The organism is Streptacidiphilus neutrinimicus, assembly GCF_000787815.1.
In the GTDB taxonomy this organism is placed as follows: domain Bacteria; phylum Actinomycetota; class Actinomycetes; order Streptomycetales; family Streptomycetaceae; genus Streptacidiphilus; species Streptacidiphilus neutrinimicus.
On sequence record NZ_BBPO01000091.1, the window covers coordinates 1 to 25,292 of the forward strand.

General features: G+C 71.9%; 17 protein-coding genes and 1 pseudogene. 11 read left to right on the forward strand and 7 right to left on the reverse strand.

Translation table 11 applies throughout. The annotated features are described in order from the left end of the window. Positions 1–157: 157 nt before the first annotated feature. From TR48_RS33805 to TR48_RS33815, 3 genes are all read left to right on the forward strand, one after another. On the forward strand, positions 158–1,525 hold the full coding sequence (locus TR48_RS33805; protein WP_042374319.1) for an L-serine ammonia-lyase: 1,368 nt from the start codon (positions 158–160) through the stop codon (positions 1,523–1,525). 131 nt (positions 1,526–1,656) lie between these two features. Further along, positions 1,657–2,115 (forward strand): type II toxin-antitoxin system VapC family toxin, encoded by a 459-nt coding sequence (locus TR48_RS33810; RefSeq protein ID WP_042374320.1) that lies wholly within the window; start codon positions 1,657–1,659, stop codon positions 2,113–2,115. 56 nt (positions 2,116–2,171) lie between these two features. Further along, the gene (locus TR48_RS33815) at positions 2,172–2,492 is read left to right on the forward strand and encodes a MazG-like family protein (protein WP_042374322.1); all 321 of its coding nucleotides are present in this window, start codon (positions 2,172–2,174) and stop codon (positions 2,490–2,492) included. Here the strand turns inward: TR48_RS33815 and TR48_RS33820 are convergent. The 5 genes from TR48_RS33820 to TR48_RS33840 form a co-directional block, all read right to left on the reverse strand. Continuing rightward, a complete protein-coding gene (locus TR48_RS33820) occupies positions 2,419–3,351 on the reverse strand; it encodes an oxygenase MpaB family protein (RefSeq protein ID WP_042374323.1) in 933 nt (310 codons plus the stop codon). The two genes, TR48_RS33815 and TR48_RS33820, sit on opposite strands and share 74 nt — an antisense overlap. 314 nt (positions 3,352–3,665) lie before the next feature. Continuing rightward, positions 3,666–4,175 carry an ATP-binding protein gene (locus tag TR48_RS33825; protein WP_042374338.1) on the reverse strand — a complete coding sequence of 170 codons (510 nt, stop codon included), beginning with the start codon at positions 4,173–4,175 and terminating at the stop codon, positions 3,666–3,668. 134 nt (positions 4,176–4,309) lie between these two features. Further along, complete coding sequence (locus TR48_RS33830) at positions 4,310–5,086, reverse strand: enoyl-CoA hydratase/isomerase family protein (protein WP_042374325.1); 777 nt, start codon at positions 5,084–5,086, stop codon at positions 4,310–4,312. 130 nt (positions 5,087–5,216) lie between these two features. Beyond that, positions 5,217–6,497, reverse strand: coding sequence for a L,D-transpeptidase (locus tag TR48_RS33835; protein WP_084729984.1), 1,281 nt, complete (start codon positions 6,495–6,497; stop codon positions 5,217–5,219). 95 nt (positions 6,498–6,592) lie between these two features. Beyond that, positions 6,593–7,783, reverse strand: coding sequence for a L,D-transpeptidase (locus TR48_RS33840; RefSeq protein WP_236652454.1), 1,191 nt, complete (start codon positions 7,781–7,783; stop codon positions 6,593–6,595). 189 nt (positions 7,784–7,972) lie between these two features. Between TR48_RS33840 and glgX the strand changes: the two genes are divergently transcribed. Then, on the forward strand, positions 7,973–10,207 hold the full coding sequence (gene glgX, locus TR48_RS33845) for a glycogen debranching protein GlgX (RefSeq protein ID WP_084729988.1): 2,235 nt from the start codon (positions 7,973–7,975) through the stop codon (positions 10,205–10,207). Positions 10,208–10,355: 148 nt separating this feature from the next. Here glgX and TR48_RS46725 read toward each other — a convergent pair. Further along, a pseudogene (locus TR48_RS46725) lies at positions 10,356–10,736 on the reverse strand (COG4315 family predicted lipoprotein); the annotation flags it as partial. On the opposite strand from TR48_RS46725, the gene TR48_RS33850 reads away from it, so the two are divergent. The 4 genes from TR48_RS33850 (at position 10,659) to TR48_RS33865 (ending at position 15,876) form a co-directional block, all read left to right on the forward strand. Next, complete coding sequence (locus TR48_RS33850) at positions 10,659–11,189, forward strand: sigma-70 family RNA polymerase sigma factor (RefSeq protein WP_042374328.1); 531 nt, start codon at positions 10,659–10,661, stop codon at positions 11,187–11,189. The pseudogene TR48_RS46725 and the gene TR48_RS33850 sit on opposite strands and share 78 nt — an antisense overlap. After that, complete coding sequence (locus tag TR48_RS33855; protein WP_042374329.1) at positions 11,186–11,998, forward strand: anti-sigma factor family protein; 813 nt, start codon at positions 11,186–11,188, stop codon at positions 11,996–11,998. The genes TR48_RS33850 and TR48_RS33855 overlap by 4 nt, the downstream gene beginning before the upstream one ends. A 66-nt stretch (positions 11,999–12,064) precedes the next feature. Beyond that, positions 12,065–13,981: an ABC transporter ATP-binding protein gene (locus tag TR48_RS33860; protein ID WP_042374330.1), complete on the forward strand. Its 1,917-nt coding sequence runs from the start codon at positions 12,065–12,067 to the stop codon at positions 13,979–13,981. Continuing rightward, positions 13,978–15,876, forward strand: a complete 1,899-nt coding sequence (locus TR48_RS33865; protein WP_084729987.1) for an ABC transporter ATP-binding protein — start codon at positions 13,978–13,980, stop codon at positions 15,874–15,876. The genes TR48_RS33860 and TR48_RS33865 overlap by 4 nt, the downstream gene beginning before the upstream one ends. Before the next feature lie 556 nt (positions 15,877–16,432). Here TR48_RS33865 and glgP read toward each other — a convergent pair. After that, complete coding sequence (gene glgP / locus TR48_RS33875) at positions 16,433–19,132, reverse strand: alpha-glucan family phosphorylase (protein WP_042374333.1); 2,700 nt, start codon at positions 19,130–19,132, stop codon at positions 16,433–16,435. A gap of 798 nt (positions 19,133–19,930) precedes the next feature. Here glgP and TR48_RS33880 point away from each other — a divergent pair. The 3 genes from TR48_RS33880 to TR48_RS33890 form a co-directional block, all read left to right on the forward strand. Then, positions 19,931–21,892 (forward strand): alpha-1,4-glucan--maltose-1-phosphate maltosyltransferase, encoded by a 1,962-nt coding sequence (locus tag TR48_RS33880; RefSeq protein ID WP_042374334.1) that lies wholly within the window; start codon positions 19,931–19,933, stop codon positions 21,890–21,892. Next, positions 21,889–23,628 carry a maltose alpha-D-glucosyltransferase gene (gene treS / locus TR48_RS33885; RefSeq protein WP_042374335.1) on the forward strand — a complete coding sequence of 580 codons (1,740 nt, stop codon included), beginning with the start codon at positions 21,889–21,891 and terminating at the stop codon, positions 23,626–23,628. The genes TR48_RS33880 and treS overlap by 4 nt, the downstream gene beginning before the upstream one ends. Positions 23,629–23,796: 168 nt before the next feature. Then, positions 23,797–25,292, forward strand: a 1,496-nt coding sequence (locus tag TR48_RS33890; RefSeq protein WP_042374337.1) for a maltokinase N-terminal cap-like domain-containing protein, incomplete at its 3' end; no start/stop codon positions are given.

The following is a 25,292-nucleotide window of genomic DNA, read 5'->3' on the forward strand; positions in this document are numbered from 1 at the left end:
TGTAAGCCCCAGGTACCGGACAGTTCATCGCATATCGGTGGGGGCACCGCGCACACTGGAACCTGACAGTGCGCGCGGTGCCCCCATCCATGACACCGCCCGAGCTGCTCAGCGGTGTCTCTGTTCCCTGCCCCACCCACAAGACAAGGGCGTCCTCGTGGCCATCAGCGTCTTCGACCTCTTCTCCATCGGCATCGGCCCCTCCTCCTCGCACACGGTCGGCCCGATGCGGGCGGCGCGCATGTTCGCGCACCGGCTGAAGGCCGAGGGCCAGCTGTCCGACGTCGCCTCGCTGCGGGCCGAGCTCTTCGGCTCCCTCGGCGCGACCGGCCACGGCCACGGCACGCCGAAGGCGGTCATGCTCGGCCTGGAGGGCAAGTCGCCGCGCACGGTCGACGTGGAGCAGGCAGACCTGGACGTCGAGCAGATCAAGGCCACCAAGCGGATCGCGCTGCTGGGCACCCACGAGATCGCCTTCGACCCCGACAGCGAGCTGGTCCTGCACCGCCGCCGCTCGCTGCCGTACCACGCGAACGGCATGACGCTCAGCGCCTACGACGCGGCGGGCGTCGCGCTGCTGGAGAAGACCTACTACTCGGTCGGCGGCGGCTTCGTCGTCGACGAGGACGCGATCGGCGCGGACCGCGTCAAGCTCGACGACACCGTGCTGAAGTACCCCTTCCGCACCGGCGCGGACCTGCTCCGCCTCACCTCCGAGACGGGCCTGTCGATCTCCTCGCTGATGCTGGAGAACGAGAAGGCCTGGCGCAGCGAGGCCGAGATCCGCACCGGCCTGCTGGAGATCTGGGCCGTGATGCAGGAGTGCGTGCGCAACGGCATGAACCACGAGGGCATCCTCCCCGGCGGCCTCAAGGTCCGCCGCCGGGCTGCCTCGGCGGCGCGGGCGCTGCGGGTGGAGGGCATCGGCCCGGCCAACGCGATGGAGTGGGTGACCCTCTACGCCATGGCCGTCAACGAGGAGAACGCGGCCGGCGGCCGCGTGGTGACCGCCCCGACCAACGGCGCGGCGGGCATCATCCCGGCGGTCCTGCACTACTACCTGAACTTCATCCCCGGCGCGGACGAGGACGGCATCGTCCGCTTCCTGCTCGCCGCGGGCGCGGTCGGCATGCTCTTCAAGGAGAACGCCTCCATCTCCGGCGCCGAGGTCGGCTGCCAGGGCGAGGTCGGCTCCGCCTGCTCCATGGCCGCGGGCGGCCTCGCCGAGGTCCTCGGCGGCACCCCGGAGCAGGTCGAGAACGCCGCCGAGATCGGCATCGAGCACAACCTCGGCCTCACCTGCGACCCGGTCGGCGGCCTGGTCCAGATCCCGTGCATCGAGCGCAACGGCATGGCGGCCGTCAAGGCCGTCACCGCCGCCCGCATGGCCCTGCGCGGCGACGGCCGCCACCACGTCTCCCTCGACAAGGCCATCAAGACGATGAAGGAGACGGGCGCCGACATGAAGATCAAGTACAAGGAGACCTCCCGCGGCGGCCTCGCGGTCAACGTCATCGAATGCTGACCGCCTGGAGTGGCCCGCGTCCCCGACGGCGGAGGCGCGCCACTCTGTAACACCGAGTACGCCCGACATCTCCTTGGAGTCCTTCCGAGCCGACCAGGACGCCACAGCCGCGCAGGAGACGGACGATCCGTATGCCCGCCGAGCAGGAGCGGGGCCTGCTCGACACGGACATCATGATCCTGCGCCGCTGGGTGGACCCGAACGGGCTCCCGGCCGAGACGGCCGTCAGCGCGATCACCCTGGCGGAGCTGTCCGCCGGACCCCACGAGGTCCGGCGGAACGAGGAACAGGACCTGTACGACGAGTGCGCGGAACGAGCCCGCCGACTCGACGTCCTGCAGCGCGCCGAGAACGAGTTCGACCCCATCCCCTGCGACGCCGAGGCCGCGCGCATCTGCGGCCGCGTCTGCGCGGCCGTCGTCAGCGCCGGCCGGAAGCCGCGAAGGCGTGTGGCGGACATGATGATCGCCGCCGTCGCCGTCGCCGAGGGCCTCCCCCTGTTCACCACCGACCCCGAGGACTTCCCAGGCCTGGAGGCCCTCCTGAGCGTCGTCCCGGTCACCCGCCCCGCAGTTCCGAGGGGCACCTAGCGCGTCCAGGCGATCGGCCCGGAGCACGTGTCGGACGGCTGGCCTAGGCTGCCGGCATGAACGACTCCGCGTGGGCGACCATCGCCGAACTCAACCAGTGGCTCACCAGGGACAGCGAACTGCCGGAGCAGACGCAGAAGATCCTGCAGATTCTGAAGATCTCCGAGGAGGCCGGGGAGGTCGCGGAGGCGGTGATCGGGGCGACCGGGCAGAACCCGCGGAAGGGGTTCTCGCACAGCTGGACGGATGTGGAGAGGGAGCTGTGCGACGTGATCATCACCTCGATGGTGGCGCTGACCCGGCTCAACTCCGGGGCGGAGGAGGTGTTCGCGGAGCATCTGCGGCAGGTGCGAGCGCGCGCGCTCGGGCCGTCGTGATGACGACGGAGGGCTCGCAGCCGTAGCGCAGCGCGGTGGCGAGGGCGCGAACCGCGGCGCGGTCGCGGGAGACGCGGAGGGCGCCGTGGCGCGGGAGGCAGAGCTCCGCCGCGGCCCAGGAGGGCAGCAGGTCCGCGCCGCCGGCGACGAGGACGCGCAGCGCGAGACCGCGAGCGCGGTCCTGAACGAGGGCGCCGGGGGTGAGCAGGAACTCGACCGCCGCGAGGGCAGCCTCGGAGGCGGCGAGGCTGGGGCGCACGTCGCGCAGGTAGGCGCGGACCTCGGCGAGCGAGCGCGGGACGCCGGTCGCGCCGAGGCGTTCGGCGACCAGGGCGTACTCCTCGAAATAGCGGTCCTGCTGAGGGCGCGTCAGCGGGGTTCGCGCGTAACGCTGGTAGCCGGCGAGGAAGCAGGCCGTCTCGGCGACGTGCACCCAGCGCAGCAGGTCCGGGTCGGCGGCGTCGTAGGGACGGCCGTCCTGGGCGATGCCGCGGACGCGGTCGTGGACCCGGCGCACGCGCTCGATCGCGGCCTCGGCCTCGGCCGTGGAGCCGTAGCTGGTGACGGTGACGAAGCCAGCGGTGCGGTTCAGGCGGTCGATCGGGTCCTCGCGGTAGCGCGAGTGCTGGTCGACCCCGGCCATGGCGAGCGGATGGAGCGACTGGAGCATCAGCGCGGCGACGCCGCCGGTGAACATGCCGGGCATGTCCCCGTGGACCAGCCAGACGACGCTGTCCGGCCCGAACAGGCCCGGATCACCGGCGGGGCGGTCGTAGCGCGTGGGGTCGAGGCCCGCGCCGTGGACGGTGGCGTAGACCTGGCGCTGGATGCGCCGACGGAGGAGTTCGCGAGATCGCACGCTTCCGTACTACCTGAATGATCCAAGGTTCGCCAGGTGGCAGGCAAGGGAAAGATAAGTGAACGGTCGGATCGACCTTGTGATGCACGGCACCCCGCACCACAATCATAGCATTTGTCCGACTTGTCGCTTTGCTCATAGCGTGCGCCACATGCCATAGTCGGTTCCGGAACGCCTCCGACCCGAGCGCGTCCGACGCCGGCGCGGCAACACCCCCCTGGCCGCGCAGCAAGCCCAATGCAGGGGCCCCATGATCGAACGCGATCCCGGGGCCCCGCATTGCCTTTTTCACATGGCCCCTCGCCCCCCGCGGGCTACGCCACCGCGGGCCGCACCCTGAGCTCGAACCAGACCGACTTGCCCCGCGACAGCACGTCCACGCCCCAGCGGTCCGCGAGTTGGTCCACCAGGCAGAGCCCGCGACCGGCCTCGTCCTCCGGGTCGCCCTTGATCAGACAGGGCAACGCCCGCGACGGGTCCCTCAGTTCGACCCTGATCCGCCCCGATCCGCGCAGCAGGCGCAGCACGAAGGTGCGCCCGCCGGTGTGCCGAACCGCGTTCGCGACCAGCTCCGCGACCAGCTGCTCCGCCACCTCACCATGGCCGCCCAGCCCCCAGGACTCCAGGGCGGACAAGGTGAGCCGACGGGCGTGCGCGGTGACGCCCGGGGCGGCGACTAAAGGAGTGCCGTCGCCCTCGGGCGAGAGCAGCCGGGCCAGGCTCTGGAGCTCCTCGTCCAGCTCGCCCAACCCGATGATGTCGACCAGCCCCGGCCGCTCGTCGATCACCCTCTGCTCCCGTACCACTTCGCCCTGTACTGCCATGACCCCATGATGGCGCGTCAGACGGCCCTGCGGGAGCGCATTGGCCAAAAAATCATCGATTGCTTCGGGCATATGCCAAATTGCTGTGCCCGCACCCGGTCCAGCAACAGCAGGAGCCGGAGCTCAGCCCCTGATCAGTTGAACTTGGCCTTGCCCGGGCCCTGTTCGACGAAGCTGCGCATGCCGGTCTCGCGGTCCTCGGTCGCGAACAGACCTGCGAAGAGAGTGCGTTCGATCGTCAGACCCGTGTCCAGGTCGGTCTCCAGACCGCGGTCCACGGCCTCCTTGGCCGCGCGCAGGGCATATGCCGGGCCGGCGGCCAGCTTCGCGGCCCACCCGTGGGCGGTCGCGTAGACCTCCTCCGCCGGGACGACGTAGTCGGCCAGGCCGATCCGCAGTGCCTCGTCCGCGTCGACCATGCGACCGGTGAAGATCAGGTCCTTGGCCTTGGCCGGCCCGACCAGTCGGGAGAGACGCTGGGTGCCGCCCGCGCCCGGGATGAGGCCGAGCAGGATCTCCGGCTGACCGAACTTGGCGTTGTCCGCGGCCACCCGAATGTCCGCACAGAGCGCCAGCTCGCAGCCGCCGCCCAGGGCGTAGCCGGTGACGGCCGCGACGACCGGCTTGGGGATCCGCGCCACCGCGTCGAAGGAGCCCTGCAGCGCCGGGCCGCGCTCCACCATGTCGGTGTAGCCCATGCGCTGCATCTCCTTGATGTCGGCGCCGGCCGCGAAGACCTTCTCGCCGCCCCAGATGACGACGGCGCGCACGTCGGCGCGGGCGCTGGCCTCCTCGGCCACCTCCTTGAGCTGGTCCTGCATCGCGATGTCGAGCGCGTTCATCTTCGGCCGGTCGAGCCGGATCACGCCGACGCCGTCCGCGTCGACCTCGAACGTCACGAAGCGGTCCATCTAAGTGCCTCCCTGGCGGGACGTGGGCGCGCCTGCGCAGGCGCAGAGTGAACCGATGTTAACGCGACCGGGCCACCGCGTACGCGGTGGCCCGGCTCACATCATGGCGCGCTGCGGTGCAGGCTGCGGGTCAGTTGGAGGTCCAGGCCGACCAGTCCATGTTCCAGCCGTTCAGGCCGTTGTCCGGCTGGACGATCTTGTCCGGGGAGTTGACCACCTGGACCACGTCGCCGATGAGCGAGTGGCCGTAGAACCACGCCGCCGGCATGTTCGGGTCGCCGCCGCCCTGCTGGTCCTGCAGGCCCACGCAGCCGTGGCTGGTGTTGGCGCTGCCGAAGGTCGAGGCCGGACGCCAGTAGTTGCCGTGCACGAAGGTGCCGGAGGTGGTGAGCCGCATCGCGTGCGGGACGTCCTTGATGTCGTAGGCGTTGCCGAGACCGACCGTCTGCGAGTTCATGTCGATGGTCGGGTACTTCTCGGTGATCACCATCTTGCCGTCGTAGGTCGTGTGCTGCGGGTCGCCGAGGCTGGCCGGCAGCTTCCGCAGCACCGAGTTGGGGCCGTTGTAGACGGTGAGCGTGTGCGCGTTGTTGTCGGCGACGCTGACCTGGTAGCGGCCGATGGTGAAGCTGACGTCCTTGTTCTGCTTGCCGTACCCGAGCTGGCCGGTCCGGACGCCGTCGAGATGCAGGTGCAGGGTGACCTTGGTGCCCGGGGCCCAGTACTGCTGCGGACGGAAGTCCAGCCGGCTGTTGCCGAACCAGTGGCCCTCGACGTCCACGGACGGGTCGGCGGTCACGGTGACCGCCTTCAGCACGGAGGCCTTGTACTGGTCGGCCACCACGGAGGTGAAGTTGAGCGAGACCTCCATGCCGACGCCGTAGGTGGCGCCCGGGTCGACGTTGAACTCGGCGATGTTGGTCGACGCGGGCGTCAGCGTGGTGAAGGTGGACCGCTCGGTGACGTTCTTGCCGGAGGAGTCGGCGGCGGTGGCCACGACGCTGTACCGGGTGCCGGTGTGCAGGGCTCCGGCCGGGGACCAGCTGCTGCCGTCGCCGGATATCGCGCCGTCGACCGTGCTGCCGTCGTTGCCGGTCACGGCTATCTGCGTCAGCTTGCCCTGCGCCACGCTGACCTTCAGGGTGCCGCTGGTGTCGACGCCGGTCGAGCCGTCCTTCGGCAGGATGGTGACGTCGGCGGCGGAGTTGGCCACCGCGGTCGCGCTAGCGCCGCCGCCCGCGCCGCCGGAGTGCCCGGTTGTCGCCCCGGCCCCGCCGCATGCGCTGGCCGTGAGTATCGCGGCGCCCGTCGTGATCCCGAGCAGCACCCGTCGAACCTTGCTGTGCGCGAACAACGTCTCTCCCCTCCCGGAGTGTCCCCGAATGTCCCTGATCGGGGCCTCCGTGAGCATAACCCGACTGCCTGAGAGCTCCCGGAGAACTTGACGCTTCGGCCCCGAAGGAAGGTTGCACGGCGGGGTAACGCGACTGCGGACGCGTCGCGCGGCTAACGCGCCGCGCTTCCCGCGGTCCACTCCGCCCAGGAGAGGTTCCAGCCGCTCATGCCGTTGTCCGGGGCCACCTCGTCGCCGTCCGAGCCGACGACGCGGACGACGTCGCCGATCATGGAGTGGGCGAAGAACCAGCCCGCGGCGGTGGTGGTGCTCCCGCCGCCCGCCACGTCATAAAGACCGATGCAGCCGTGGCTGGTGTTCTGCCGGCCGAACACGGAGGCCGGGCGCCAGTAGACGCCGTGGACGAAGGTGCCGGAGTCGGTGAGCCGTTGGGCGTGGGGAACCGCCGGGATGTCGTACTCGCTGCCGAGGCCGACCGTGTGGGAGTCCATGCGGGTCACCTTGTCCCGCTCGGAGATGACCATGACGCCCTCGTAGGTTTCGTGCCCGGGGGCGCCCGCGGAGATGTCGAGGGTGCGCAGGGTCTGCCCGCCGCGGACCACGGTGAGCGTGTCGGCGTCGGTGTCCGCGGTGCTGATCTGGCTGCGGCCGATGGTGAAGCCGATCGACTTGGCCTGCGTGCCGTAGACGCCCGGCGCGGCCTCGACGTGCTTGAGGTCGAGCGCCAGCGTGACCTTGGTGCCGGGCGTCCAGTAGTGCTGGGGGCGGAAGTCGATCCGCTGGTCGCCGAACCAGTGCGGGGCGACGGGAACGGGCGGCTGGGCCGTCACGCTGATCCCCGCCTGGACCGCGGCACGGTTCCTGATCGCGCGGTTGAAGCGGATCTCCACGATGAAGCCGACCCCGACGGTGCTGCGGTTCACCGGGTTGTAGAAGCCGATGAAGGTGTTCTTCGGCACGAAGGTGGTGAACGAGGCGTGCTTGGCCGCCTGCAGGCCGTCCTTGTCGACCGCCAGCGCGTCGAGGGTGTACGTGGTCTCCGGCAGCAGCCTGCCCGAGGGGGACCAGCTGCTGCCGTCGGGAGTGATCGCACCGGGGACCTCGTCACCGTCGGCGTCCTTGAGGTGCACCTCGGTGAGGCGGCCGTCGCGGACCCGGGCGAAGACGCCGCCCTGCCCGGGGACCTCGGACGCGCCGTCGCCGGGGGTCAGCGTGACCTGCGCGGCGGACACGCGCGCCGCGTCCGAGCTGGACCTGGAGGAGCCCGAGCAGCCGGCCAGCAGCAGGGTGGGGATCAGGGCGGCCAGCGCCGCCCGCTTCAGTCGTCCCGCCCAGACACCCACGGCCGCACCACACTCCTCGATCGCACCGCTCCTTGTGGATCAACGAGGACGGAAGGGGGACGACACGGGCGACCACGCCAGGCATTCGGGTCAGATCAGCGCTGTTGATGGTGCAACCACCGGCGGGGAGGGGAACTTATCCGTAAACCGGCGGATCGGGACGTCCGCCGGAACGGGGAGGTGCTGTCGATGGCGTTGCCCACGGAGCTGCGTCCGCCTCGCGAGGAACCGGAGCCGGGAGACGAACCGCAGGACAGGGCTGCCGCCCGTGTCCTGCCCGGCAGTTGGCAGCCGCTCGGGGCGCGCTTCCATGGGGGCCCCGACGGACGGCCGGGCACCAACTTCGCCGTGTGGGCGGGCGGCGCCGAGGGGGTCGAACTCTGCCTCTTCGACGAGGAGGGCGAGGAGACCAGGCTGCCGCTGCGCGAGCAGACGTTCCAGGTCTGGCACGGCCACGTGCCCGGCGTCGGTCCCGGCACCCGCTACGGCTTCCGCGTGCACGGCCGCTGGGACCCGTGGACGGGCGCCCGCTGGAACCCGGCCAAGCTGCTGCTCGATCCCTACGCCCGCGCCGTGGACGGGCCGTTCCGGCTGCACGACGCCGTCTACGGCCATGTCCGGGCCTGGCCGGAGGGCGACGTCGCGGACACCGTCCGGGACAACCGCGACTCGGCCCGCTACACGCCCAGGTCCGTGGTCGTGCACGACACCGAGGACTGGTCCGACGACCGACGGCCGAAGACGCCCTGGGCGGACACCGTCCTGTACGAGCTGCACGTGCGCGGCTTCACGCGGACCATGCCGGGCGTGCCCCCCGAGCTGCGCGGCACCTACGCGGGCCTCGGCCACCCCGCCGCCGTCGAGTACCTGACCCGGCTCGGCGTGACCGCCGTCGAGCTGCTGCCGGTGCACCAGTTCGCCGACGAGGAGCACCTGGTGCGCCGGGGTCTGCGCAACTACTGGGGCTACAACAGCATCGGCTACTTCGCCCCGCACGGCGGCTACTCGGCGAGCGGGACGCGCGGCGGCCAGGTCGGTGAGTTCAAGCGGATGGTCCAGGCGCTGCACCGGGCCGGGATCGAGGTCGTCCTCGACGTCGTCTACAACCACACCGCCGAGGGCGGCGAGGGCGGACCGACCTGGTCGTTCCGCGGGCTGGACAACGCCGGCTACTACCGGCTCCAGCCCCACAACCGGCGTGCCTACGCCGACTTCACGGGCTGCGGCAACACCCTGGACGCCACCGCGCCGCAGGCGCTGCGGCTGATCACCGACTCGCTGCGGTACTGGGTCACCGAGATGGGCGTGGACGGCTTCCGCTTCGACCTGGCAAGCGTGCTCGCGCGCGGCGCGTTCGACGTCGACATGCGGGCGCCGTTCCTCTCCGCCGTCTTCCAGGACCCGGTGCTCAGCCGGGTCAAGCTGATCGCCGAGCCGTGGGACGTGGCGCTCGGCGGCTACCAGGTCGGCAACTTCCCGCCGCTGTGGACCGAGTGGAACGACCGATACCGCGACACGGTCCGCGACTTCTGGCGCGGCGCGCGGCCCGACGTGCGCGAGCTCGGCTACCGGCTGGCCGGCTCCTCCGACCTCTACCAGCGGGCCGGCAGACGGCCGTTCGCCTCTGTCAACTACGTGACCTCCCACGACGGCTTCACCCTGCGCGACCTGGTCTCCTACAACGGCAAGCACAACGAGGCCAACGGCGAGGACAACCGCGACGGGACCGACGACAACCGCTCCTGGAACCACGGCGCCGAGGGTCCGACGGACTCGCCCTCCGTCAACGCCCTGCGACGCCGCCAGCTGCGGAACCTGATGTCCACCCTGCTGCTCTCGACGGGCGTGCCGATGCTGCTGGCCGGCGACGAGTTCGGGCGCAGCCAGGGCGGCAACAACAACGCCTACTGCCAGGACAACGAGACGGGCTGGCTCGACTGGTCGCTGCTGGAGCACGACGAGTGGCGGCAACTGCTCGCGCTCACGACCCGGCTGATCCGGCTGCGCCGGGAACACCCGGTGCTGCGGCAGCGTGCCTTCTTCTCCGGCCGCCCCGCCCACCCGGGCGGACTGCCGGACCTCACCTGGTTCCGGCCGGACGGCGCGGAGATGACCGAGGCGGACTGGTACGAGCCCGGCGCGACCCTGGGGATGCTGCTCGCGGGCGACGACCTGACCGAGCGCGACGCCCGCGGTGGGACCTCGCCCGACGACAGCTTCCTGCTGATCCTGCACGGACACCACCGCGGCATCCGGTTCACCCTCCCCGGCCCGCCGTGGGCGCGCTGCTACGAGACGGTGGTGGACACCTGCGCGGAACAGCAGGCCGCCGCGGACGGTCGGCACGTCCCGGCCGGGGAGTCGCTGACCGTGCCGGGCCGCTCCCTGCTGCTGCTGCGCGTCTGCGATCGGGACGGCGGGTGAGCGCCCCCGAGCGCGGGCCCCGGTCCGTAACCGCCGGCTCCCCCGGGTCGGGGGCGGCGCCTGCGTGCTGCCCGGGCGCCGAGCCCACCACGGTCACCGCGTGCCGGCTGGAGGACTGGCCGTCGAAGGAGTCCCTGAGGTTCTGGCCCTTGACGTCGTCGAGGGCCATGTCGCCGGTGAAGGTGCAGAGGGGATGCCCCTGCGCGGTCAGCTGCAGGGTGCCGTCGGACCGGGTGACGGTACTGAGGGTGATCCCGCCGATCGCGGCCGGAACGGCGGTGACCGTGACCGGCTTCCACACGGCCGTGCACCGGTCCGCGCAGAGGATCCTGACCGTGGCGTCCCGGTCGTTGGCGTCTTCCCGTACGCCACCGACCGGCCCGGATCTCCGTTCGAGGGCGACTCGCGCGATCGGGTTGAACCGAACGTGCCGGGGGCGCGTACTGGAGGTGTGGACTCCGCACCGACCTCGGACGCGGCCTTCGTCTCCGCGCTGTACGCGCGCTACGGACGGTCGGTGCTGGGGCATGTGCTGCGCCTGGTCGGCGGCGACTACCAGCGCGCGGAGGACCTGACCCAGGAGACCTTCCTGCGTGCCTGGCAGCACCGGGACGCCCTGGACCTGGACCGTGCCGCGCCGTGGCTGCACACCGTCGCCCACAACCTGACGGTCTCCGCCTACCGGCGGGCCCGCGCCAGACCGGCCGAGGCGCCCCTACCGGAGGACGACCGGGGCGGCCCCGCCGACGACGGCGAGGCGGAGCTGGACCGGATGCTGGAACGCTGGCAACTGCTGGAGGCCATGCGGGGCCTGCGACCCGAGCACCGCGAGGTGCTGATCGAGGTCTACTACCTGCGTCGCAGTGTGGCGGAGACGGCCGAGCACCTGGGCATTCCGCCGGGCACGGTCAAGTCCCGCTGCTACTACGGGCTGCGGGCACTGCGCAACGTTCTGGAGGAGAGAGGAGTGACTTCCCGATGACGACATGCCGGGAGAGCGTCCAGCTCGGCGCCTACCTGCTCGGGGCCCTCGATCCCGAGGAACGGGCCGCGCTGGAGGCGCACATCTCCGGATGCGCGGACTGCCAGGCCGAGCTCGTGGCCATGGCCCCGTTGCCGGGGCTGCTGCGGCACACGCCGTTCGAGGAGCTGGACGAGACGGCGGCGACCGCGCAGAGCCTCCCCGCGCCGCACGTCCCGCCCGCTCCGGACGCCGTCCCCGCGCCCCCCGCGGGGACGACCGCGGCGGACCGGGGATGGTTCCCTGAATGGGCCACGGGCCAGGAGCCCGGGCCCGGCACGAGCCGGGGCCCCAGACCGGAGACGGCCTCGGGACCGGAGGCCGAGCCCGTCCGGCCCGTGGGCCACGCACGGCCCCGCCCGCGGCGTCGGGTGCTCGTGTCCGCGGGGCTGGCGCTCGCCGGAGCCGCGGCGGCCGTGGGCGTGTGGGTGTACGTCGGGGGCGCGAACTCGACGTCGCCCACCCCGTCGAGCGCCGCCACGACCGTGAGCGCCGTGGACGCGCGGACCCACGTCACCGCCTCGGCCGCGCTGACCCCGGAGAACTGGGGCACGCAGGTCCAGCTCAAGCTGGGCAACCTGCCCCAGGGCATCACCTGTCACCTGGTCGTCCACGCCCGCGACGGGCGCACCGAGACGGCCGGGACCTGGGGATCGGGTTACAGCACGGCCACGATCGTGCCGACCTCGACCTCCATCGGGTCGTCGGACATCGCGACCATGGACGTCGTCGACGGAGGGGGGACGGTCCTGGTCCAACTGCCCGGCTGAGCCCCGGCCGGTAAGGGGCGGAAATTGGGGTGAGGGCTGTCAGTCTCTGCGTCTACAGTCCGAAAGGTGTCGACGCAGCAGGATTCCCGCCCCGCCCCGCAAGCCCCCGACGAGAGCCCACCCCAGACCCCACCGCAGCCACGACCGCACTCCGCGACCCGGTCGCTGCTGCGGCTGTGGCCGTACGTCCGGCCGATCCGGTGGTTCCTGACCGCCTCCACGGTCTCGGCGCTGCTCGCCTCGCTCTCGGCGCTGGTCATCCCGCTGGTGCTGAAGGACATCGTCGACGGCCCGGTGGCCCACCGGGACACCGCCGGGCTGTGGCAGCAGGGCGTGCTGCTGCTCGTGCTCGGCCTGCTGGAGGCTGGCCTGTTCGGCCTGCGCCGCTGGTTCGTCGCGCGGCCGCTGGCCGGCGTCGAGCGGCGGATGCGCGCGGACCTCTACGCCAAGCTGCAGCGGCTGCCCGTCTCCTTCCACGACCGCTGGGCCTCGGGGCAGCTGCTGTCGCGGGCGACCTCGGACATGTACACCATCCGGCTGTTCCTGGCCTTCCCGCTGGTCTTCCTGATCGTCAACTCGATGGTCTTCCTGACCGGGATCGGCATCATGTTCACGCTGGACTGGCAGCTGGCGCTGATCACGGTCCTGCCGGCCGCGCCGTTGATCGTCCTCTGCTCCTACTTCGAGCGCCGGTACTCGGCCGCGGCCCGGCTCTCCCAGGACCAGAACGGCGACCTGGCCACCGTGCTCGAGGAGTCGGTGCTGGGCATCCGCATCCTCAAGTCCTTCGGGCGGCACCGCACGATGGCCGCCCGCTACCGGGCGCAGGCCGAGCTGCTGCGCGAGACGGAGCTGAAGAAGGCCCGGCTGCTGGCCAACCTGTGGGCGGTCATCGTCGGCCTGCCCGAGCTCGCGCTCGGCGCCTCGCTGGCGGTCGGCGTCGTCCAGGTCGCCCACGGCAGCACCACGGCGGGCACGCTCGTCGGCTTCCTCTCCACGGCGCTGTCCCTGCGCTGGCCGGTCGAGTCGCTCGGCTGGCTGCTGGCCTACAGCAACGAGGCCGCCACCGCGACGGATCGTTTCTACGAGGTCATGGACGCCCGCCCGGCCGACGCCGAGGACGGGCCGGTCCGCGAGGGCACGGCCGTGGCCGTGGCCGCGGGGTCGACCACCGCGTCGGCGGCCCCGGCCCGCGACGGCATCCGCCTGACGGACGTCCGCTTCCGCTACCCGGACGCCCCGGCGGGCTCGCCCGACCTCCTCCGGGGCCTCGACCTGCACGTCCGCTCCGGCGAGACGATGGCCCTGGTGGGCCTCACCGGCAGCGGCAAGACCACGCTGACCGCGTTGCTCCCCCGCCTCTACGAGATCGACGGCGGCCGGATCACCCTGGACGGCACGGACATCCGCGAGATCCCGCGCGCCCGGCTGCGCGAGCTGGTCTCCATGGCCTTCGAGGACCCGACCCTCTTCTCCGCCTCCGTCAGCGAGAACGTGCTGATGGGCGCACCGGAGGCGTCCGAGGAGGCACTCGAGCGGGCGCTGGACGTGGCACAGGCACAGTTCGTCCGCGCCCTGCCGGAGGGCACGGCCACCCAGGTGGGCGAGCAGGGCCTGAGCCTGTCCGGCGGTCAGCGCCAGCGGCTCGCGCTGGCCCGCGCGGTGGTCGGCGCGCCGGAGTTCCTGGTGCTGGACGACCCTCTCTCCGCGCTGGACGTGCACACCGAGGCGCTGGTCGAGCAGGCGCTGCGTCAGGTGCTGGCCGAGACGACGGCGCTGGTCGTCGCGCACCGCCCGAGCACGGTGCTGCTGGCGGACCGGGTGGCGCTGCTGGCCGAGGGCCGGATCGCGGCCGTCGGCACCCATCACGAACTGCTGGAGTCGAACCCGGAGTACCGGGAGCTGATGTCGGGCGAACGAACCGGTGGGGGAGCCGGCACGGCGTCCGGCGAAGGAACCGAGGACGGGAGCCTGGTGCGATGAGCGTCACCGAGACGGACCTCACCGAGACGGAACAGGGCGAGCTCCTGGAGGAGTCACGCCTCCAGGAGCCCGCCCTCCCCGAAGAGGACCGGGCCCCGGCGGCCGGCCCCGGCGACGGCGAGGACATCCCCGTCCCGCCGGGCGCGCCGCGGGCGCTGCTGCGCTCGCTGCTCGCCCCGCACAAGGCACGCGTCGTGCTGGCGATGCTGATGATCACCGTCCAGCAGGCGGCGCTGCAGGTCGGCCCGCTGCTGGTCTCCTACGCGATCGACCGCGGCATCCCGGCCCTGCGGTCCCACGACTGGGGTCCGCTGATCGCGGTGACGGCGGGCTACCTGGGCTGCGCGGCGGTGGCCACGCTGCTGCAGCGCAGCTTCATCCGGCTGTCCGGCGTGATCAACCAGGCCATCCTGCTGGAGATGCGCAAGCGGATCTTCCGCCACGCGCAGGCCCTGTCGCTCGACTTCCACGAGCGGTACACCTCCGGCCGGATCATCTCCCGGGCCACCAGCGACGTCGACACGGTGCGCGAGCTGCTCAACGAGGGCCTGCAGGAGCTGCTGTCGGTCATCCTGTCCGTGGTCTACATCGCCGTGCTGCTGGTCGTCATGGACTGGCGTCTCGGCCTGGCCTCGCTCGCCTCGGTCGTGCCGATCTACCTGTTCACCCGCGGCTACCGGCGCCGCTCGCAGGCGATCTACCGGCGGTCGCGCACGGCGGTGGCCCAGGTCATCGTCCGGTTCACCGAGACGATGAACGGCATCCGCCCGGTCCAGGCGTTCCGTCGCGAGGCCGCCAACGAGGAGGCGTTCGCCGTCTCCAACGGCGAGTACACCGACGCCAACGCGCAGGGCCTGCTGTCGATGGCGCAGTTCGTCGCGTCCTCCCGGGCCACGGCGAACATCTGGATCACCGGTGTGGTGGTCTGGGGCGCGGTCCTGGTCACCCAGGGCAGCCTGCAGCTGGGCGTACTGGCGGCGTTCGTGCTCTACCTCCGGCGCCTGTTCGACCCGGTCGACCAGGTGGCGATGTTCCTGAACAGCTATCAGTCGGCCTCCGCCGCGCTGGAGAAGATCGCCGGTCTGCTCGCCCACGAGCCGTCGGTGCCGGAGCCGGGCGAGCCCGTCACGCTGCCCGCCAAGACGCAGGACGCCATCCCGGGCCGCGCGGTCGACTTCGACGGCGTCGCCTTCGCCTACCGCACCGGCAAGCAGGTCCTGCCCCGCTTCGACCTGCGCATCCCGGCCGGGCAGAGCGTCGCCGTGGTCGGCGCGACGGGCGCGGGCAAGTCCACCCTGGCCAAGCTCCTCGCTCGCTTCTACGACCCGACCGAGGGCCGGGTCGCCCTCGACGGCGTGGACCTGCGCGAGTTGTCCACGCCCGACCTGCGCCGCGGCGTGGTGATGGTGACGCAGGAGTCGTTCCTCTTCTCGGGCACGGTCGCGGAGAACATCGCCATCGGCCGTCCCGACGCCACCCGCGAGGAGGTCGAGGAGGCGGCACGGGCCATCGGCGCGTACGAGTTCATCGCCGCCCTCCCGGAGGGCTTCGACACCGACGTCCGCAAGCGCGGCGGCCGCATCTCCGCCGGCCAGCGCCAGCTGGTCGCCTTCGCCCGCGCCCTGCTGGCGGACCCGGCGGTGCTGATCCTCGACGAGGCGACGTCCTCCCTGGACGTCCCCGGCGAGCAGGCGGTCCAGCGCGCCATGACCACGGTCCTCGCGGGCCGCACGGCGGTCATCATCGCCCACCGCCTCTCCACCGTGGAGATCGCCGACCGCGTCCTGGTCATGGACCAGGGCCTGGTCGTCGAGGACGGCACCCCCGCCGACCTCATCTCCGGCACCGGCCGCTTCGCCCGCCTCCACGCGGCGTGGCGGGACAGCCTGGTGTGACGCACGGAGGGGGTGGCGCCCGCCGTCCCGGTGAGCGCCGCCCCCTCAGGCTCAGCCCCGGGTGATGCGCAGCGCCCGGTCTCGGTCGGGGTCGGGCCGAAGATCGTGGTGCTGAGTGTCGTCGGGGTGGAGTCCCCGCGCAGGGTGGCCGTCCCGTTCCCGGCCGTGCCGGGGTTCTGCGGGGGCAGCGGGCCGAAGACGCACAGCGAGGCGACGGCGGCGAGCACGGACGGGGTGGTGCGCAGGCGCATGGCGAAGTCCCGCTCTTGCGTCATGGGTCGACGCCTTGCGGCCGCGCACGGACAGGAGCGCACACGCCGATGAGGGCCGCCCGACTCGAAGCAGGCGAAAGCGGCCCTCGTGGCTGCGAGGAGACGAACGAGCGCGCCGCGTCAGCTGACGCGGCGACAACCCGTCGTGGTGGCGGGGCCACGGTCGACATGGCGTCGGCTCACCAGCACAGTCACGGTCCTGACTCCAGGGCCGTCGGCGAGACGGCACGAGAGGGTGACCATCGTCCGAGACGGACGTCGGCGGGGCTGCGCCCCCTGGGGGGTTACCTCAGGACGCCGTCCGAGAAGCCCGTCGTCTCGGCCGGGACGGTGACGAGGCCGAGTTCGGCCTCGGCGGCGAGGAGGCGGTGGTTGGGAAGGACGCGGACGGTGTAGCCGAACGGGCCGGTGCGGCTGAGCTCCAGCGGGCCCTCGTAGCGCCAGCGGCCGTCGACGTCGGCGCGGTCGGCCGGCTTGAGGGAGACGGTGGAGACGTCCGAGATCACGTCGGTGTCGTCCACCCGGCCGGAGACCGCCTGGACGTCCACATCCGACGGGTCCAGCCCGTCGAGGTGGACCTGCACCCGCAGGGTGAGGGTCGAGCCGAGCTCGGGCGCGTCCGCGCCGCCCGCCGCCTCGACGTGTTCGACGCGGACCTGCGCCCAGCGGGCGCGGATCCGGGACTTCCACGCCGCCAGCTCCCGCGCGCCCTCGAACGGCTCGCCGTTCGCTCCCACCGCCGCCAGCGCCCGGCGCGACTCGGCCGCGGGGGTGTAGAGGCGCTCGACGTACTCACGGACCATCCGGCCGGCCAACACCTTCGGGCCGAGGGTGACCAGCGTGTGGCGGACCATCTGGATCCAGCGGCGGGGCAGCTCACTGGCGTCCCGTTCGTAGAAGCGCGGCGCGACCTGGTACTCGATCAGGTCGTAGAGCGCGCCGGACTCGATCTCGTCGCGCCGGTCCTCGTCGACCTCGCCGTCAGCGGTGGGGATCGCCCAGCCGTTGGCGCCGTCGAACCACTCGTCCCACCAGCCGTCGAGGACGGAGAGGTTGAGCGCGCCGTTGAGCGCGGCCTTCATCCCCGACGTGCCGCACGCCTCCAGCGGACGCAGCGGGTTGTTGAGCCAGACGTCGCAGCCCGGGTAGAGCTTCGCGGCCATGTCCATGTCGTAGTCGGGCAGGAACACGATGCGGTGGCGCACGTCGTGGTCGTCGGCGAAGGCGACCAGCTTCTGGATCAGCGCCTTGCCGCCGTCGTCGGCGGGGTGGGCCTTGCCCGCGACGACGATCTGGATCGGGCGTGTCGGGTGCAGCAGAAGCGAGCGCAGCCGCTGCTGGTCACGGAGCATCAGGGTGAGGCGCTTGTAGGAGGGCACGCGCCGGGCGAAGCCGATCGTGAGCACGTCCGGGTCGAGCACGTCACCCGTCCAGCCCAGCTCGGCGTCGCCGGTTCCGCGCTGGCGCCACGAGGCGCGCAGCCGGGCGCGGGCCTCGGTGACGAGCTGGGCGCGCAGGCGGCGGCGCAGCTCCCAGATGTCGGCGTCGGCGATGGCGTCGATGCCGTCCCAGCGGCGGGACTCGCCGAGCACCATGGCGTCCTCGATCCGCTCGGGGCCGATCTCGCGCGCGGCGAGCCGGACCACCTCCGGGTCGATCCAGGTGGGCGCGTGGACGCCGTTGGTGATCGAGGTGATCGGCACCTCGGCGGCGTCGAATCCCGGCCACAGGCCGTTGAACATGCCCCGGCTGACCTGCCCGTGCAGCTCGCTGACGCCGTTGGCGCGCTGGGCCAGGCGCAGACCCATGGCGGCCATGTTGAACAGCGACGGGTCGCCGCCCGGCCAGCTCTCCGCGCCGAGCGCGAGCACCCGGTCGACGGGGACGCCGGACAGACCCTCCGTCACACCGGTGACGCCACCGGCCCCGGCCGCCCCACCGGCGCCGGTGGCGAAGTGGCGCTGCACGAGCTGGCGCTCGAAGCGGTCGATCCCCGCGGGAACGGGCGTGTGGGTGGTGAACAGGGTTCCGGCCCGGACGGCCTCCAGGGCCGCGTCGAAGTCGAGCCCGGCGCCGCCCTCGTCCTCCGGACGGGTGAGTTCGCGGATCCGCTCGAGCCCGAGGAAGCCGGCGTGTCCCTCGTTGGTGTGGAAGACCTCGGGCTCGGCGTGTCCGGAGAGCCGGCAGAAGGTGCGCACCGCGCGCACGCCGCCGATGCCGAGCAGCATCTCCTGGAGCAGCCGGTGCTCGCTGCCGCCGCCGTAGAGACGGTCGGTCACGTCGCGGGCGCGGGCGTCGTTCTCCTCGATGTCGGAGTCGAGCATGAGCAGCGGCACCCGGCCGACCTGGGCCTTCCAGATCTGCGCGTGCAGCGCGCGCCCGCCCGGCAGGGCGAGGGCGACGACGCTGGGGCTGCCGTCCGGCTCGCGGAGCAGGCTGACGGCCAGTTCGTTCGGGTCGAGCAGGGGGTAGCGCTCCTGCTGCCAGCCGTCGCGGGAGAGCGACTGGCGGAAATAGCCGTGGCGGTACAAAAGGCCGACGCCGATGATGGGGACACCGAGGTCGCTGGCGGCCTTGAGGTGGTCCCCGGCCAGGATGCCGAGGCCGCCGGAGTACTGGGGCAGTGCGGCGGTGATGCCGAACTCGGGGGAGAAGTAGGCGATGGCGGCGGGCAGCTCCCGGCCGCGCTGCTGCTGGTACCAGCGCGGGCCGGCGAGATAGTCGCGCAGATCCTCTTCGGCGTCGTGGAGCCGGCGCAGGAACCGCCGGTCGCCGGCGAGAGCCGCCAGCCGCTGTCCGGAGACGGCGCCGAGCAGGCGGACGGGATCGCAGCCGACCCCCTCCCAGACCTCGGGGTCGACCGATCGGAACAGCTCACGCGTCTCCGGATGCCAGGACCAGCGCAGGTTGAGCGCCAACTCACCAAGGGCCTGGAGCGGTTCGGGCAGGACGGTGCGGACCGTGAAACGTCGGATTGCCTTCACCCAGCCGAAGATAGCCGCGCCGTCAGGCCAGCGCCGAGCGACAGGGAGGCGCACTGCCGCCGTTCGGCGCATTGGTGCGATCGGCGGCGCACCCGTTCACTCTTGCGGGGGTACCGCGCACGCGGGCGCACGCCGGAGTGCGGTAGCGCACGATCGTAGGAATTCACGACTCCGACACACGGCCGTCCAACCAGCCATGGCCAACTGCCTTGATCCATGGCCGAAATCTGTCGCTACCCGCGCGTAGCACCCGCGTTCGGTGCGAGGATCGGAGCAGGTCGCTACGGGCGCGCCGACCTGCGTGGCGCCGATGCGGAACCGGCGGTTCTGCGTGTCCACGGGTCGCGCGCGATCGTTGTCAACACGACGGCGTTCGACAGGTGGCAGGTTGCCTGGCGGTGAGGCCGGGGAAGGCTCTCTGGGTCGCTCCCCGACGCTCTCCGTCGGTCGCCGCGCCGCCACAGAACACCGTGCTTCGCCGCGCTCCCCCGTGCTTCGCCACTCTCCGTTCGGCCCTCACTCAGCGTCACCATTACTTAGCGTCACACCCTTTCGGCTTCACCCGTTCTGGTTCACCGTCGGCACCTCGACGCCCGTCGACACCCCTTTTGTCCTGACTTCTGCTGGACTCGACTCCTGCCGCAATCTCGCTTTACCTCAGCTTTACCCCTACGACGCTTGCGGCATCCCAGCACCAACGGCACCACCCGCACCAGCTGCAGCACCGCACCGCCCCCGCCCCGCCCCCGTGCACCGCCGCCCTGCGTGATGCCCGCACGAAAGGACGACCAGCTCCAGATGATCGGCCGTATTCCCGTACTGGATGTCAGCCCCTCGGTGGATTGCGGACGGCGACCGGCCAAGTCCGTGGTCGGCGAGGTCTTCGAGGTCACCGCGACGCTCTTCCGCGAGGGCCACGACCTGATCGGCGCCAATGTCGTGCTGCGCGACCCGCGCGGCCGCAGCGGCCCCTGGACGCCCATGCGCGAACTCGCCCCCGGCACCGACCGCTGGGGCGCGGAGATCACCGCCACCTCCCCCGGCCGGTGGACCTACACGGTCGAGGCCTGGGCCGATCCCGTCGCCACCTGGGAGCACGCCGCCCGCATCAAGATCGAGGCCGGGATCGACACCGGCCTGATGCTGGAGGAGGGCGCGCTGCTGCTGGACCGAGCCGCCGCCGGCGTGCGGAAGAAGGACGGCAAGGCCCACGTCACGGCCGCCGCCGAGCTGCTGCGCGAGTCCGAGCTGCCGCCCATGGAGCGGCTGGAGGCCGCGCTCGGCCCCGAGCTGCGCGACACGCTGGCCCGGCACCCGCTGCGCGAGCTGGTCACCGCCTCCCGCCCGCTGCCGCTCCAGGTCGACCGGCCGCGCGCGCTGTACGGCTCCTGGTACGAGTTCTTCCCGCGCTCCGAGGGCGCCGTGGTCGACCCGACGGGCCGTCACGCCCCCGTCTCCGGCACGCTGCGCACCGCCGCCGAGCGGCTTCCCGCCGTCGCCGCCATGGGCTTCGACGTCGTCTACCTGCCGCCCGTTCACCCGATCGGACGCGCCTTCCGCAAGGGCCCGAACAACAGCCTGGAGGCCGGCCCCCACGACGTCGGCTCCCCGTGGGCGATCGGCTCGCCCGAGGGCGGCCACGAGGCGATCCACCCGGATCTCGGCACCATGGCCGACTTCGACGCCTTCACCGCCCGCGCCGCCGAGCTCGGCCTGGAGGTCGCGCTCGACTTCGCCCTGCAGTGCTCCCCCGACCACCCGTGGGTCGAGAAGCACCCGGAGTGGTTCACCCAGCGCGCCGACGGCACCGTCGCCTACGCCGAGAACCCGCCCAAGAAGTACCAGGACATCTACCCGGTCAACTTCGACCGGGACTTCGACGGCCTGGTCACCGAGACCGTCTCGCTGCTGCGGCACTGGATGTCCCACGGGGTGCGGATCTTCCGCGTCGACAACCCGCACACCAAGCCCGTGGTCTTCTGGGAGAAGGTCCTCGGCGAGATCGCCAAGAGCGACCCGGACGTGCTCTTCCTGGCCGAGGCGTTCACCCGCCCGGCGATGATGCACACCCTCGCCAAGGTCGGCTTCCACCAGTCCTACACCTACTTCACCTGGCGCACCACCAAGCAGGAGCTGACGGAGTACCTGACCGAGCTCTCCGGGGACGCGGCCGCCTACATGCGGCCCAACCTGTTCACCAACACCCCGGACATCCTGCACGCCTACCTCCAGCACGGCGGTCGGCCCGCGTTCGCGATCCGCGCGGTCCTCGCCGCCACCCTCGCCCCCAGCTGGGGCGTCTACGCCGGCTTCGAGCTCTACGAGGGCGCCTCCGTGAAGCCCGGCTCCGAGGAGTACCTCGACTCGGAGAAGTACCAGCTCCGTCCGCGCGACTGGTCGCGCACGGACACGCTCGCGCCGCTGCTGACCACCCTCAACCGGCTGCGCCGCGCGCACCCCGCCCTGCAGGAGCTGCGCAACCTGCGGTTCCACCCCACCGACAACGACCAGCTCCTCGCCTACAGCAAGACCCGCGGCGAGGACACCGTGCTGACCGTCGTCACCCTCGACCCGCACCACCCGCAGGAGGGCACCCTCAGCCTGGACCCGGAGGCCCTCGGCGGCTCCGGGGACGGCGAGTGGGAGGTCCTCGACGAGCTGAGCGGCGCCGTCTGGCGGTGGGGACGCCACAACTACGTCCGGCTGGACCCCCACACCCTGCCGGCACACATCCTCACGGTCCGGAGGGCCGCTCAGTGATCGTCAACGAACCCGTCCCCGACACATTCGCCGACACCCCACAGCGCGACCGCGACCCGGAGTGGTTCAAGCGCGCCGTCTTCTACGAGGTCCTGGTCCGATCCTTCCAGGACACCAACGGCGACGGCATCGGCGACCTGAGGGGGCTCACCGCCAAGCTCGACTACCTGCAGTGGCTCGGCGTGGACTGCCTCTGGCTGCCCCCGTTCTTCGCCTCGCCGCTGCGCGACGGCGGCTACGACGTGGCCGACTACACCGCGGTCCTGCCCGAGTTCGGGGACCTGGCGGACTTCGTGGAGTTCGTGGACGCCGCCCACCAGCGCGGCATGCGGATCATCATCGATGTCGTCATGAACCACACCAGCGACCAGCACCCGTGGTTCCAGGCCTCCCGCACCGACCCGGACGGCCCGTACGGCGACTACTACATGTGGGCCGACAACGACAAGCTCTACCAGGACGCCCGCGTCATCTTCGTCGACACCGAGACCTCCAACTGGACCTACGACCCGGTCCGCAAGCAGTACTTCTGGCACCGGTTCTTCTCCCACCAGCCCGACCTCAACTACGAGAACCCGCAGGTCCAGGAGGAGATGCTGGCCGCGCTGCGGTTCTGGCTCGACCTCGGCATCGACGGCTTCCGGCTCGACGCCGTGCCCTACCTCTACGCCGAGGACGGCACGAACTGCGAGAACCTCCCGGCGACGCACGAGTTCCTCAAGCGCGTGCGCGCGGAGATCGACGCCGAGTACCCGGACACGGTGCTGCTGGCCGAGGCCAACCAGTGGCCCGAGGACGTGGTCGACTACTTCGGCGACTTCTCCTCCGGCGGCGACGAGTGCCACATGGCCTTCCACTTCCCCGTCATGCCCCGGATCTTCATGTCGGTGCGGCGGGAGAACCGCTACCCCGTCTCCGAGATCCTCGCCAAGACGCCGGCCATCCCCTCCGGCTGCCAGTGGGGCATCTTCCTGCGCAACCACGACGAGCTGACCCTGGAGATGGTCACCGACGAGGAGCGCGACTACATGTACGCGGAGTACGCCAAGGAACCGCGGATGCGCGCCAACGTGGGCATCCGCAGGCGGCTGGCCCCGCTCCTGGACAACGACCGCAACCAGATCGAGCTCTTCACCGCGCTGCTGCTCTCCCTGCCCGGCTCCCCCGTGCTCTACTACGGCGACGAGATCGGCATGGGCGACAACATCTGGCTCGGCGACCGCGACGGCGTCCGCACGCCGATGCAGTGGACGCCGGACCGCAACGCCGGCTTCTCCACGGCCGACCCCGGCCGGCTCTCGCTGCCGGCGATCATGGACCCGGTCTACGGCTACCAGGTCACCAACGTCGAGGCGCAGATGGCGAACCCCAGCTCGCTGCTGCACTGGACCCGCCGGATGATCGAGATCCGCAAGCTCAACCCGGCCTTCGGGCTGGGCTCCTACGCGGAGCTGCCCTCCAGCAACCCGGCCGTCCTCGCCTACCTCCGGTCCTACGGGGACGACCTGGTGATGTGCGTCAACAACTTCTCGCGCTTCGCCCAGCCGACCGAGCTGGACCTGCGTGAGTTCGAGGGCATGCACCCGGTCGAGCTGATCGGCGGGGTGCGATTCCCCGCCATCGGCCAACTGCCGTACCTGCTCACGCTCGCGGGGCACGGCTTCTACTGGTTCCGGCTGCGCCCGGGCGACATGCCCGTGCCCGTGCACGGCCCCCGAACGAACGTGCGCACCTGAGAGGTCGCCCCGACCTACCAACCCGACGCTCATCCCCCGTCCTGCGCAACGCCGTCCTCCACCGGGCGTGCCGACGATGCCACGTCCGTCCGTTTCCGGAAAAATGGTTCAACCGGTGATGACCGCCCTCATCACCGGTCGTACCGGCTTTTCCGGGGAAAGGGAGACATGTCCGACACCTCCCGCCCGCGTGCCGTGACCACGCCGGTCCCGCCCACTCCCGCGGCCGGCTACCGCCCCCTCGTCGAGGCCACCCTGCCGATGCTGCGCGACTGGCTGCCGCGTCGGCGCTGGTTCGCCGGCAAGGGCCATCCGATCTCCGGCATCACCCCACTCGCCGTCACCGCGCTGCCCGGCCCGACCGGCCTGGCCCGCGGCACCGGCACACTGCTGCACCTGCTCCTGCGCGTGGAGCAGCGCCAGCCCGGCGGCGGCTCCCCCCTCGTCGACGTCTACCAGCTGCTGCTCGGCGCCCACCCCGACGGGCTGCCCGGCCTGCACGGCGCGGCCGTCCCGCCGGACGCCGTGATCGGCCGGATCACCAGCGGCCCGCACGACGGGTTGGTGACCTACGACGCAGCCTACGACCCGGCACTGACACGTCGGCTGCTCGCCCTGATGACCTCGCCGCAGCGGCTCGGCCCGCTGCGCTTCTCCACCCTGGGCGGGCGGCTGCCGGCCGCCGCGCCCGGCCGGGTCAGCACCGCCGAGCAGTCCAACACCTCGATCATCTACGACGGCGGCAGCCCCGCCGAGGCGGCGATCCTCAAGCTGTTCCGCCGGGTCTCCCCCGGCCTCAACCCGGATCTGGAGCTGTCGCTCGCCCTCGGCCGGGCCGGCAGCAGCCGCATCCCCGCGCCGCTCGCGTGGTTCGAGGCGGAGTTGCCGGACTCCCCCCAGGAGGCCCCGGCGACGCTCGGCGTGCTCACCCACTTCCTGCGCGAGGCCGAGGACGGCTGGGAGCTGGCGCTCCGCCAGATCCACCAGCTCGACGCCGATCCGGCCCGGGTGGGCAACTTCGCCGCAGAGTCGTTTCTCCTCGGCCGGGCCACCGCCGACGTGCACCTCGCGCTGGCGCGCAGCATGCCGGTGACCGTGCTGCGCCGCGCCGAGGTGGAGGCGATGGCCGAGACCATGGCGCTGCGGCTGGACGCGGCCTGCCTCGCGGTCCCCGCGCTCGGCCAGCACCGCGACGCGCTGCGGCGGATCTTCCGCGACCTCGCCTTCGCCGCCCGGAACGGCCTGCGGCTGCGGGCCCAGCGGGTCCACGGCGACCTGCACCTGGGTCAGGTACTGCGCAGCGCACGCGGCTGGGTGCTGCTCGACTTCGAGGGCGAACCGGCCAAGACCCTGGACGAGCGGCGCCTTCCGCAGCCCGCGGTCCGGGACGTGGCCGGGATACTGCGCTCCTTCGACTACGCGGCCGCGCACGCCCGCCTGACGGACCCGGCCGTGGCCGCGGCCTGGGCGGCCCGCAACCGCGAGGCCTTCTGCGCGGGCTACGCGGCGACCGGCGCCGAGGACCCCACCCTCGACCCGGTGCTGCTGCGGGCCTTCGAGACGGACAAGGCGATCTACGAGGTGGTGTACGAGGCCCGCCACCGCCCCGACTGGGTCGCCATCCCCCTGGCCGCCTGCGCCCGCCTGGCCACCACACCCGCCAC